The following is a 13,031-nucleotide window of genomic DNA, read 5'->3' as shown; positions in this document are numbered from 1 at the left end:
AACAAATTGGCAAAACAACACGAAAAAGAAAACCCCACTCAATAGCGTGTACAATAGCAAAGAACTAAGGGCTTTCCACGGCTTGAAAAAGCCCTGGGCTAAAAGAATAATTAAAACTGTAAAGCAACAAGCTCCCAGAAACAGAATGGCACCCTGGAAAGCCGAACGGCCGTCTGTCCGAGCATTAGGGTGTATACGATGGGATTATTTCTTTATATGCTGCTTTGATTTTGACGATATCTCCAGTTTGTGCAACTTTTTCAAGCATCGAAACCATGGTTTCGATGCCTTGAGGGTGAACATTTTTCTTAGCTGAAAATATTTTTCCATGCACTGTGGCTTCAAGTGTTTCCTGCGATGTAAGCAATTCCTCAAACATCTTTTCCCCAGGTCTAACTCCTGAAAATACAATTTTTATATCCTGATCAGGAATTAGGCCAGAAAGTGATATCAAGTCTCTCGCCATATCCAATATTTTCACCGGCTTGCCCATGTCTAAAATAAATAGTGAGCCATTCTTATTCATTGCGCCCGCCTGCAAAACTAACTGGCTGGCTTCCGGTATAGTCATAAAATATCTAACCATTTCGGGGTGAGTAATGGTAATGGGCCCACCGTTCTTAATCTGTTCTTTGAATATCGGGATTACACTTCCCCTACTTCCGAGCACATTTCCAAACCTTACCGAGACGAAATACTGATCCTTTTCGGCTTTTGAAGACGCTAGCGAAACAAGGTGCTCGCTCACCCTTTTTGACGCTCCCATAACTGAGGTTGGATTTACGGCCTTATCTGTCGAAATATTGACGAAATATTTAACATTATACTTAAGTGCAAGTTCAGTCAGGTTCTTGGTGCCAATAACATTGTTGAAGACAGATTGAGCGGGGTTGTCCTCCATAAAAGGGACATGTTTATGCGCCGCAGCATGGAAAATCACTTCTGGTTTGTATTCATCAAACAGTTTTTCCAGAGTGTCTCTGTCTCGCACATCGGCAATTTTAACATCAAATTTTTGGAACCCCCTTTTATCCCTCAATTCAATACTTATCAAATGTAAGCTGCTTTCTCCTCTCCCTACCAATAAGATGGTGTCGGGATCAAACCTGGTAAGCTGGCGAACAATCTCAGAGCCGATAGACCCACCTGCACCGGTAACCATCACCCTTTTTTGCTTCAAATAAGCAGATATCTTGGTGCTATCCAGTTGCACAGGCTCCCTCCTCAACAAATCTTCCAATTCGACATTCCTAAGGAAGTTAATATTTACCCTTCCACTTATGAGATCATTTAACCTTGGGATTGTTCTGTGTGGTATGTTGGCCAGTTGAGCGTACTCGACGATTTTTCGTATTGTGTCTCCTGTAGCATTGGGCATGGCTATAATGAGCTCGTCAATGTTCTCTTCATCAATAATTTCACTCATCTCCTCGATCTGCCCAAGAACAGGAACCCCCAAAAAACGTTGGTTACTTTTAGTCGGATCATCGTCCAGAAACGCCACAGGAAGGAACCCTTCTTTCGGGTTTCTAAGCATTTCTCTCGCAACCATTGTCCCCACGTCTCCTGCACCGGCAATCAGCACCCTTTTCCTTCGTGGGAAATTTCTTTTGGAAACGAAGTTTTTGAAGTAATATCTAAAAAGAATCCTTATGCCACCAAGACTCAAAAGCATTAGTGCGGACTCAATAAATGGGATCGAGTATGGAACAACAAAATTTGGCCGTAAAACAAAAACAAGCACCCAAGCAAAAAATCCAACTACGACATCCGCTTTTACTAGTGAATAAAAATCCGAGAGGCCTACATTTTGCCATGACTGTTTGTACAATTTGAAATGCCAAACTGATGCAGCCTTGACGAAGAATAACAATGAAGAGTAAACAAATAGGGACTCAGCCAACCTTTGGATATCTCCCTCAAGACGCAAAACAAAACTAACTACGGTGAGAGTTGTCCAAAGCAGGACATCAATCATGAATTTGATTATCGATTTATTGCCTATTATGAAACTATGACTACTTGTCATTTCGCTTAGTTTTCCCAAATGTCTGACCTCCTTCACTGATGCCTTTTGTTACCAAAGTCTGCCTGGTGTAAATAGTGCTAAATTGAAAAAAAAGCGTCAATGAATAGTTGCCCCCTGGCTGGTATCCTTTCCACCTGATCTTGATAATAATTTCCTCAATGTTAGATAGATTATATAAAAATAATTTCTTACTGACGGGTTCTCTATGTAAAATTGATTGAGGCTGATTTTATGTGGTAAAATTTCTTTGATATAGAGCGAGTCAGGATCAGAAGCCAGACTTAAAACGTCATTTTCATCTTTATAGAATATTGAGGCCATATCGGTAACTCCTGGCCGGATGAGAAGAATCTTCTTCTGATCTTCTGTGTAATGTTCAACATATCTTCGAACTTCCGGTCTCGGCCCAACGAGGCTCATATCCCCTTTGAAAACATTGATCAATTGAGGAACCTCATCTATTTTATATCTCCTCAAAAATAACCCGAATTTTGTTATCCTACTGTCATTTGCCCCAATCGTCAAAAGACCATTTTTGTCAGCACCACTCCTCATAGTTCTGAGTTTATATAAAGTAAACTCCTGCCCCCCCCTACCTACTCTTTTCTGAAGGTAAAAAACCGATCCAGAAGAGTCGGCAACTATTAGCGCAGCAAAAAGTAAAAAAGCGGGAAGAAATAATATCATTCCCAAAATGGATATCGTTAAATCTAGCAACCTAATCATTTCAGCGCAGAACGTTTGAAACGGCAGTAACTAAACAGTTGGTTACATACTCAATATGCTCATCAAGAAGTTGAGGATAAATCGGGAGTGATATCTCATTGGCGTAGAGATTGTAGCTCACTTCAAACTCACAAATATCATAAGCCTGTTCTTTAAAAATAGTAAGTAAAGGGAGCGGTATAAAATGAACGTTCACCCCAATGCCACTTTGTGTCATCTCTTCAATAATTAAATCTCTTTGAGCTTCATTTGCTCCCTTAATGCGAATTGGGTACAAGTGATAACTTGACTCAGTGCTTCCATGTCTCAAGGGAGGAAGAATTGCCCAGCTATGCTTGGAGAAGACTTCCTGATACATATTTGCTATGCTTCTTCTTCGAGGTAGAAGAGTACTTGCATATTTTCTTAGTTGAGCAACTCCAATTGCTGCACATATGTCTGGCATGTTCATTTTGAAGCCAGGATACACAATGTCGTACTTCCACCCTCCCGCTTGCAACTTAGTAAATGCGTCTTTTGTTTGCCCATTAAGGCTCCAAAGCCTCAATGTTTTATAGACGTCGCCGTTGTCAAATGGTGGTGGAAGATTTAAGCACAATGCTCCCCCTTCAGCCGTCGTAATGTTTTTTACTGCATGAAATGAAAAAACACTGATATCGGGCAATGCTCCAACAGGCTTTCCCTTGTATACTGCCCCAAGAGAGTGTGCTGAGTCGCTTAAGATAAGAACTCGACCCAACTTCTTTTGTGGGGCTGATGCTGGGTCAAAATGTATGGAGGAAGCATTTCTAACTATTTCGAATATCTGCTCGTAATCACATGGCCAGCCAGCTATGTCGACAGGAATGATCGCCTTGGTTTTGTTTGTGATGGCAGCTTTGATCTTCGCAGGATTGAGGGTAAAGTCACTTTTAACGTCGACCATGATGGGGGTCGCTCCAATATGCTTTACAGCCAAAGCCGTAGCACAGTAAGTATACGCAGGAATAATAACTTCATCACCTCTTCCCACTCCGAACCAATGAAGGGCCAGCATTAGCGCTGAAGTTGCTGAATTGACAGCTACAGCAGAATCACACTGATTGAACTTTGCGATGAGATCTTCTAACTCCTTTACTTTGGGGCCAGTAGTTATCCAACCTGATCTTAGCGTATCAGTTACTTCAGTTATTGTGTCTTCATCAATAAATGGTGGCGAAAAGGGAATATTCATCATAAGCTGTCAATTTTTTTCATCGTCGACTCAACAATTGGTAAAATTACAATTAACTGTTCTTCGAGAAAATTGGATTTGCCCCTCCCCACGTGGTCACTTGTTATCAAATCTTTTTCGGTTGGCATAATAGAGAATTGCGGGTCTATAAATTTAAAGATACGCTCGAGCACAGCTTCAGAGTTGTAAACAAGGTCTTCATATTTAATTTCGATAAGCCGACCGGAATCTATTGATTCCCGGGCTTCAAGCATTTTACCAACACAATATGTCCATTGTTGCGCAACTATTTGATCTATTGATTTAAATTGAAGATCTTTCGACATTCCTGGGAAGTTGACTCCCCAAAAGAAATCATTTTTCCTTTTAATGAGATTTCTCTTCAAAAACTTCATTCCGTAGTTAATTAACAAAGAAGGAGGCATATTTCTCATCTTTTGGAGAAGGTATTTGCTGTCAAGAGGGGCCTTCCATTGTCGGATTACTGACTCGCAGACGTCAATTCCGTTTCGATACAGAAATATATACTTTGCGTCAGGGTAATTCCTCTGCAGGAATGGGATTCTGATGGTATTCGAAACCGACTTCTCAATCAAGTAATCTCCTTTCTTGGCATATCTCTCCAAATATTCGTGTATCCGATGCTTATTCTTAGCAGAATAGTTAGCAGGACTTAATTCGTCATGCTCTAACGACTCGTTTCCCCACCTCCAGACAAAGTTTATGTCGTATGGGACTTTACTAATGCCTGGATGCTGGGCAAGCACGTCCCTCAACATTTTTGTTCCTGAGCGGGCTGCTCCGATAAGAAAAACAAGATTACTCCCTTCTTTTGATAACTTCATCTATACATTGTAAATAATTCTGTGTTATAATTGATGGTCTAAAGTTGCCATCGTGCGTAGCCCGACAATTTTTTGATATCTGCCTTACTAATCCTGGGTCTTCTACAAGCGACACTATATAGCGCTCCATTTCATCAATATCGCCGTTCAGAACGCTTTTTCCCAACCCATGTTCTGCAATCAATAGTGCAATCTCAGAACTGTTGCCTCCTTCATAAATTACTGGCTTGCCAGCTGCAATGGAACTATAGAACTTACTTGGTACCATCAGGCCCTCATAGCCACTTTTTAAAGAAATAAAGTGCGCTAAAGACTCCTGGGAAACTTCTTGAAACTTGTCGTCAGGTAGGTAGTCGATCAACGAAACGTTAACAGGAGACTGGTCAGCAATAAAGTTTTCTATTAGACTTCTGTGTGCGCCTTTTCCAACAAACAAAAAATGAAGGCTCGACAGCCTCGCTAGTCTTTTCGAAACACCAAGAATTGTCTCGAACTCATGGGCCACACCCATGTTGCCCGAATAGAGTATTATCGATTTTCCCTCCAGCCCAATGTCAGACTTAATGCCAGTATTTACTACTCTATCGGGGCTGTAGGTTGAAACGTTGTGAATCAGTTGGATTCTTTTCTCATTCACACCCTTCCTGACTAATAGGCTTTGCATACACCGACCAATTACGATTACCTCTTCAGCTTTCTTAAGTGCTCTTAGGCCAAGAAAATTAAGCAGCTTATAAACCGGCCCCGTGCGTCTAAGCTTTCCCATGACCACCAGCAATTCAGGTTGAAAGTCCATTATGTGAACAACATAGGGAATTCTGACCAATCTTGAACAAAAAGCCCCCAAAATGTAAAATAGAGGGGGTTGCGTGTAAAAAATATTGACTTTAGGCCTGCTCCATAAAATTTTGATGGGTGTCAGCAAGAAGTAAGTTAAATGGGAGACTAACTTATATTTCCTCAGAAATGGAATCGTCCAAACATATTGAATGTGTTGACTAATATTACTTGGTTTAGCTCTATAAATCCCTTTGCTTATTACTGCCGACGTTTTTAAACCCTGAGATTCAAATTTCTCAATTATCCAATCCCAAAGAGGAATCGCTATTTCGAAGGTGTTATAAAGTTTGATCAATTCGTGCCTGTTTTTAATTGATGAAGGGAATACGTTCCTACTTCAAAGTTTCCAAAAAATCCATGAACTTCAATTTAACAACGTCTGGATAAAACTTCTCTTCAAATACCCTCCTCGAACCGGTGGCGCACTCGATCCAATACTGGAAATCGTATAATCTGACTATTGCATCACGTATTTGCAGCGGTGACATTTTTTCCACCAAGACGCCATTCACATCCGTTTTTACGTACTCTGGAATTGATGCATGAAAGGTAGAAATAATAGCGTTGCCCGCATTCATCGCTTCAATAATACTGACTGGCTGGCATTCTGTGGGATAGTAGGTTGGCAATATAAAAACATGGGCTTCCATAAGTGCCCGCCGAAGTGCTTGCCGGTCGGAGATGGCACCAAGCACAGTAACGAATTTCTCAAGTTTATTCTCGGACAGAAAACTCAAAAATTCCAATTCATCGGATCTCGCCATCCAACCTCCGATAAAAGTTGCATGGAAGTCAATAGCCGAATTCCCCGAAAGCAAGACGAGGGCTTTTGCCAGGTCCTTATATCCTTTGGAGGGGATCATATTCGAAATATAGATCAGTTGAAAAGTGTCTTCCTTTTTCCGACTACGAATCTTTAGCTCTACTTCTTCTTTTGAGACCAGCAGTTCTTTGCTTAACGTATTCTCCAGAACAAACTTTTTGTTTAACTGGATATAAGACGCACACTTTGCATACATTCTCTCGCTCGAAAAAATAAAGCGATCAACACCCGTAACAAAGGACAAAGTAAAGGGTCTCAGCAAGTTCTTTCGAAATAAAGAAGAGTAGCTTCCTGTATGGATGTGCCCAACAATAAAATCGACCTTTCCCCTGGCTGCCAATGTAGTCAAGTAATTTTTTAAAAAACCGAGCGTTGAATGAGAGAAAGTCATGTATAGGCAATTATATCTCCTTCGATTGAGCTCCTTTCGCAGCCCAATCAATTTTTTGATGTGAGAGACAATACCGCCTATTCGAAGCAATCCCGTTGACTGAAGTCGTCCCTTACTATTCGAGATATTAATCTTTTTCTTTTGCGCATCGTTAAGCCACCCAAATACCAACTCGTTATTCACGGTGTGGCCAGTGTAGGGGGGAGGGAAATTAGTGAAGAATAATACAGACGTCCTTTGTGCTTTGCTAGTATGCATTTAGCCGATACTTACTTTTCAATTCTTGATAATACTCTAAATCTTTTTCTGAAAAGTATTCAACCCATTGATTAGTTTTCCCTTTATTGAAAAACATTTGACCCCCGGAAAAGAAGTTCATTTTCGACATTCCGTGAATCTGCTCATTTGTTTTTAACTTATCAAAAGCGGCATTGTCAAATGCCATTGATAAAATTTCAGTGTTGATATCAAGACTTAACTTCCGCAAAGAATCCGAAATTTCCTTTAATCCGTCTCTCTTCAAGTCTTCGTACCTGATAACGCAAGTTGCCTTTTTCTCCCACGATTTTAAATGTTTGAACCAAGCTTCCAGACCAAATTTTTTGCTTCTTATAAATGTCTGGAAACTCTCAGGGTTCACCGCCGACACCTGCTTGCTCCTGTAATTATAGTAAGAAACCATGGTATCCCGAGGGTCTCTCACTATGAGAAGGCTTTTTTTACCGGCAAATAGGGGATTCCATGCCCAATGGGTTTTCACAAATCTTGGCATTGACTTATACGGCCATGGTTTTAAAAGGTCATTGACTCCAAACTCCGGCATAACTTGATCCAGAGAGGAAAACGTCACGATTTTCCCATTGAGTTCACTCAGGGAGATGTAATTATTTATTACAAATCTAACCCATGTGTTCCCGGATTTGGGGAATGAAACCAGAACGATGTCTCTTTTATTTAAACCAAGGAAACCTTGTGAGTATTTAGCGCTTTTTTTAAAAAAGTTTATAATGGAGGTTACCATTTCCAAAAGATGTTAACACTGTTGAGATGCTTTTTTCCATTACTTAAACTTTTCAATTTTTTGGAGAGCCCAATGTTTTTTTGCTTGTAATGGTCATTTAACAAACTCATTACTTTTGGATCAAAAATGTTTTGCTTTAAGTTCTTGTTAAAAAAGTTTGCAAATACCTGGTTGCTAAAGTTTGCAAATTTAGAAATGACCCGATTTTTACTTCCCAGTCTTTCGGCGTGTATTAGAAAAGAATTGTAGGAATTTTTTTTTGGTCTGGAGTTTATGGATGTTGGAACAAAGTCAGATTTAACGTTAAGAAATGAATAAATATCAGCTAATACTTTTTGTGAATCTGCCTCAATTTCTTCGTAGAAAGCAACATAGAATTGCCCTGGTTTAAATTCTGCCAAAAAGCAATCTAGTTGCTCTTCATAGTATCCCCGAGACAAAAGGTCTAAAACGATTGGCTCAATTTCGTTAGATCGATTCTGATCAATAGCTTTTATAATTTGAGCATTGATGTCAACGTCCCGGTCAATCAGCCCTTTTCTTAGGTACCAAAAGTACGCTGATTTAAACCGATCTACCGGGTTTCTTAAAAGAAGAATAAAATTACAATGAGGTAAATTTTTTTGGATTTCGATTGGGGAAGTATTATCAAAAAAGTACTCTACCGACACATCTCCGACTTTCTTATTATTTTTGTTTTCGATGTCAAATAAGGTGTAGTACCATTTTATTCCACCCTTCTCATTGTACAAAGGCCCGCCAATATATTCCCTCTCCTTCTTGTAAGCAGGTAATATTAATTCGGGATGTTCCTTTAAACAATAATACAACCACGAACTGGCTGATTTTTGCACTCCTATTACGAGGAAATCTAAATTGATACTATTCATGAAAGCGTTGGTGTCATCTCATTCAAACAGCCCATTTGCAAAGTAAAGGTAACTAAGATTTATAACTGAACCTTGCACCATTTTTATATAACAAGATGACAAGCCTCGTGAGCTCTGATGGAATTTGTAATCTGTGTCTTTCAGAACCGTGACTTTTTTATATATACGATTAAAAGTGATTACCTTTTCAGCTTTTGAACAGACGAATTCCAGGTTAGCTTACGAGACTGCTACTTTCTTTATTCCTCAGAGTAAATAAGACAGGTAAGACAATATAAACGATCGGCGTTGTAAGCCCTTGATAAAGGTTATTTTCTACTACTATTGCTGTGAGTGCTGCTAAAAATCCAATGACTATTAACCTATTATCATTTCTCTGTGCGGCAATATATTTTATCCCGTTTATAAACGCATAGAAATATAAAGAAAAATAGAGGAGAGAGGGTAATAGTCCAATGCTCATAATGTACGCCATATAATGGTTATGAACAATGCTAGCTGCGTGGTAATAATAAACCTCTGCATCGAACCCACTGCCAAAGAATGGATTCCTGCTTGCGGTGATATAACCTAAATGTAAAAGATCAAGCCTTTTTCCAAGCGCTTCCGACCCCATTGAGGCCATCCAGTCAAAAACATACGGCGCTACCAGCAAAGATATCAGAGAAATCAAAAGAAAGCCGCTCAACAAAATGAGTCTGTTTCTATCACTACGAGTAGAAAAGTCTAAAAAATAGAATACAATTAATCCAGCGGCAACTGCCAAAAGAAAGCTTCTGGATTGAAGGAAAATGAATGTTACGTAGACCAAAATTAACGAAAATAGAATCTTTAGGAATAACAAAGTATTTCTGTACTTGATGTTTTTAACGGTCAATGACAGTACCATAAAAATTGACACTTCCATAAAAGAGCCAAAAGCACCCATACCTAACCCTGAAAGCCCTGAACTCCTTCTAATATCGGACGTAATTCCCTCCGAATTTAATCTTGATCTTGCTGACACTTTTAACTCTTTGTCGAAAAATTCCTTTTGAAAATCGAACGCTTCAAATATAACTAGCATTAGCACGAGCAAAATGCCAGAAATTATAAAAGATTTTGACAACAAACCTAAATAGCCACCTTGGTCATCGGCTGATAAAATATAGGTTAGTGCAACTAATAAAATATAGGCTCCAAATATAGAAGTAAGGCTTGATGAATGCGCTGTATTGATATTTACCAATGAATGGTAAATGGATGTAGACAATACTACGAACGCCACAATTAAAGCAAGTTTAACATATATTTTTATTTGCTCACCTTTAGCCAATGAATAAAGAAAAAGAAGAAATGCAAAAAGATCTATAACTATGGGAAGCGATATATGAATAGGCCCATCAATATAGAATTTTCTGAAAACCTCAGAAATTGGAACTAAAAAGATAATGGCACGATGTAAGTCTCCTTTGCTAACTTTTAACCCAATTCCCCCCATTGTGAAATTTTAATTTTTAATAAGGTTTCCACGAATTCTAATCCTTTCAATAAATTGAATCTAGTTTGAATGTTGGCGGCTATAGTGCTCGTATTTAGCCGCCTTTCGATTCAAATTTATAACCAAGTATATTAATCTTCTTAAGAAGGTTGTAATGACAAATTTGCAATTCATTTGAACTTCACAAAAAAAAATACAACGTGTTTGGGCTTTTTGCTTTTCGGAGACTTTGATATGTTGCTCTCTAAATTAGAACTTTTCTAATTACAAGAAATTCTTAGTTCGAAGGAAGCGCTCAAGATTTTGTAGGAGCTATTTTCAAAGCACCTTCGAAACCTTTCGTCATTATTTCCAAAAGGGTCTCAAACGGTGAGCCAATCGAACCTGACTTAACCTCTTGTCAGTATTGAGGATAAAGGCGCTTAACTGGATGCCCTAAAATTAGAAATATTTTTGCTCTAAATTTCCAGGTGAAGCCCATGCATGCCATAAAGTGTAGCCGTTCCCGACAATCCTGCTTACGCAATTGTGAAATCCACCGTTTTGATTTAGAAGTGATCATTTCCATTCAGATAAGTCTCTGGAAAGCAGTTCTTCAAGGTTCAAAATTTCTGATTTGTATAATCTAACCATATAGTCCCTCAACTCTTTTGGCATCTCCTCCCTGAACCTTGCTTTCTTTTTAATGAGTTGTCTTACAAAAGTCCTAACCATATGTTGCTTATGCTTAGGAACGATTTTACGAAATAATTTGCCTAGCCCACTATTTCTGACGAGGGATGATAAATATAGTGACCTTGGCTGGCTTGATACATTTAGTTTCTTTGTGAACTCCAGTCGGCCTATTGGAGGGATTTTCAGGAAATCGAAAATTTTTTCAAGCAGTTTTGTCTCATCTTTTAGTTCATCATAAAATAGTATAAGGAACTTTGAAGGGCTAAAACATTTGAACCATGCCTTAAGTTGAATGGAATACAAGCCACAAGAAAAATACCTATGGAAAATGGGTTTACCATCTCTTAAACCATTGATATCTTCATCAACAGCCTCACGAAATGACTTCAACTCTACAAGATTAACTTTCCTGTGAAGGTAATTGGACCAAGCCCTGTCGGTTGGATTTCTCAAGATGACAATAAACTTTAAATCATCATTTTTGAAGGTTTCTTGAATCCTTTTAGCTACGATGTGGGCGTTTCCCAAGTATGCAGGTGTTGATTCACCGATATATTGAATTTTCTCGCTCAACGCAGACTTATCAAAATACTTGTTGTAAAAGAAATTAACTCCTTCCGAAAACAATTCGTCATCCAGAAAGAATCTGGTCTCTTTATACTTCGAGAGGCAAATGTTTGGATGATAATTAATAAGGTGGTGCAATGAGGTAGTTCCAGATTTTGGGGCACCAATAAGGAAAACCTTTTGCTTATTTTTTAAATCCATTTACTAGACCTTTTATCTGTGTATAGTTAAATACAGTTGGGTTGATCTTCAGTTTCTTTCTCACAATAATCAACATCACCAAATTCCTCATGATCCATGATATCACTGTGGCAATAGCCGCACCAGTTATTCCATAAAACGGAATCAGCGCAAAATTTAAGACAATGTTGACCATTGCAAACAGAAGCTCCAGACGAGACCCTATTTTATCGCTACCTGAAAGCATTAAAAGAATTCCAACAGGCCCTGTGCTCACAGCGAAAAGTTTCCCAAATGAGAGTATCAATAAAACGTTGTATCCAGGGATAAAGTCATTTCCAAATATCCCTAGCAACCTTTCCCCGAAAACAACAATTAGCAGGAAAAGAACAAACGACGAGGCACTCACAAATAAATTGAGAAAAAAAAGCTGTCTCTCTAGCTCTTTATTGCCATCCTGCTTTCTTGACCGAGTTATATATGGCTTAATTGTTATGTTTGCGACTATGGATGAAAAGGAGATTAGCATAATAACCTTGGACACTGCACCATAAATTCCTACCTCTTCAGGTGCCCTAAAAACCCCCAGGATTAATACATCTGCGTGCTGGTTTAAGATACTTGTGCCGCTAAAGATCAAAAAAGGAAACGATTCTGCAACGAGTCTAAATGGGTTAGCTTTTTCACTTTTGTGCAAGTGTAACTCTAAAGTTGCTTTTTCCTTGTTAATCCAGTAACCAGAAACCAATGCCCCAGTAAAGAATGCAAAAGCATTCGCAACTTGAGCATAAAACGGGCTTATCAAGGCATCGTTGATAACGACCGTAAGAATCATCACTAAAATAAGAACGAAATGCCTAATTATTAAAACTGGAATGTTAGAAATAATTGTCTTTTTAAAGGCAATTAATATGCTTTGGTTCAAATTTGAATAGGAAATGATTGGCAGCAAGACTAACAAAGAAATTGCCCATACAGAAAAATTAGGTATCTGGAATATATAGAGAAATAATAGCACCAAAGAACCGATCAGTAAACTTGACGCCATAATAAATAGCGGCGGAATGGACAAATACCAGCCAAGCAATGACCACTTGCGGCTTTCAATCGTATTCGAAATTTTAACTATCAAAGAGTTGTCAAAACCAAGACGAGCAAATAAAGAAATCAAAACTATCCATGAAAAAATATAAGTAATCAACCCAAAATCACTGACACCCAATATTCTTGCCAGAACGGTTTGACTCAATAAGCCCAGGAATGCCCCCGCCACTTGCACAAGTGTCACACCGGTGAGCTTTCTAAAAATATTTGATTGACTAATCCTCTTCAAAGGGTCCATTCTCATCGT

The 13,031-nt window shown here is 38.8% G+C and carries 11 protein-coding genes; all 11 read right to left on the bottom strand.

Annotation, left to right across the window (positions count from 1 at the left end; translation table 11 throughout):
* Positions 1-184: 184 nt before the first annotated feature.
* Positions 185-2,065 (bottom strand): nucleoside-diphosphate sugar epimerase/dehydratase, encoded by a 1,881-nt coding sequence (locus tag GC130_RS26345; protein WP_201568588.1) that lies wholly within the window; start codon positions 2,063-2,065, stop codon positions 185-187.
* A gap of 60 nt (positions 2,066-2,125) precedes the next feature.
* Positions 2,126-2,755, bottom strand: a complete 630-nt coding sequence (locus GC130_RS26340) for a sugar transferase (RefSeq protein ID WP_152001363.1) — start codon at positions 2,753-2,755, stop codon at positions 2,126-2,128.
* Between the two features lies 1 nt (position 2,756).
* Positions 2,757-3,971 (bottom strand): DegT/DnrJ/EryC1/StrS aminotransferase family protein, encoded by a 1,215-nt coding sequence (locus tag GC130_RS26335; RefSeq protein WP_201568587.1) that lies wholly within the window; start codon positions 3,969-3,971, stop codon positions 2,757-2,759.
* The gene (locus GC130_RS26330) at positions 3,968-4,813 is read right to left on the bottom strand and encodes a sulfotransferase (RefSeq protein ID WP_152001362.1); all 846 of its coding nucleotides are present in this window, start codon (positions 4,811-4,813) and stop codon (positions 3,968-3,970) included. Before GC130_RS26330 ends, GC130_RS26335 begins: the two co-directional genes overlap by 4 nt.
* Complete coding sequence (locus GC130_RS29305; RefSeq protein WP_370455856.1) at positions 4,788-5,948, bottom strand: glycosyltransferase family 4 protein; 1,161 nt, start codon at positions 5,946-5,948, stop codon at positions 4,788-4,790. Before GC130_RS29305 ends, GC130_RS26330 begins: the two co-directional genes overlap by 26 nt.
* A gap of 37 nt (positions 5,949-5,985) precedes the next feature.
* Complete coding sequence (locus GC130_RS26320; RefSeq protein ID WP_152001360.1) at positions 5,986-7,125, bottom strand: glycosyltransferase family 4 protein; 1,140 nt, start codon at positions 7,123-7,125, stop codon at positions 5,986-5,988.
* The gene (locus GC130_RS26315; protein WP_152001359.1) at positions 7,115-7,888 is read right to left on the bottom strand and encodes a sulfotransferase domain-containing protein; all 774 of its coding nucleotides are present in this window, start codon (positions 7,886-7,888) and stop codon (positions 7,115-7,117) included. Before GC130_RS26315 ends, GC130_RS26320 begins: the two co-directional genes overlap by 11 nt.
* Entirely contained in the window at positions 7,882-8,778 is an 897-nt protein-coding gene (locus GC130_RS26310) for a sulfotransferase domain-containing protein (protein ID WP_152001358.1), read from the bottom strand. Before GC130_RS26310 ends, GC130_RS26315 begins: the two co-directional genes overlap by 7 nt.
* A gap of 214 nt (positions 8,779-8,992) precedes the next feature.
* Complete coding sequence (locus tag GC130_RS26305; protein ID WP_152001357.1) at positions 8,993-10,258, bottom strand: O-antigen ligase; 1,266 nt, start codon at positions 10,256-10,258, stop codon at positions 8,993-8,995.
* Between the two features lie 558 nt (positions 10,259-10,816).
* Positions 10,817-11,701: a sulfotransferase domain-containing protein gene (locus tag GC130_RS26300; RefSeq protein WP_152001356.1), complete on the bottom strand. Its 885-nt coding sequence runs from the start codon at positions 11,699-11,701 to the stop codon at positions 10,817-10,819.
* On the bottom strand, positions 11,685-13,022 hold the full coding sequence (locus GC130_RS26295; RefSeq protein WP_193218030.1) for an oligosaccharide flippase family protein: 1,338 nt from the start codon (positions 13,020-13,022) through the stop codon (positions 11,685-11,687). Before GC130_RS26295 ends, GC130_RS26300 begins: the two co-directional genes overlap by 17 nt.
* Positions 13,023-13,031: the final 9 nt, after the last annotated feature.

It is taken from the genome of Imperialibacter sp. EC-SDR9 (genome assembly GCF_902498805.1).
In the GTDB taxonomy this organism is placed as follows: Bacteria; Bacteroidota; Bacteroidia; order Cytophagales; family Cyclobacteriaceae; genus Imperialibacter.
The sequence above is the reverse complement of the archived record's forward strand: the minus strand, read 5'-3'. Positions and strand labels throughout refer to the sequence as shown.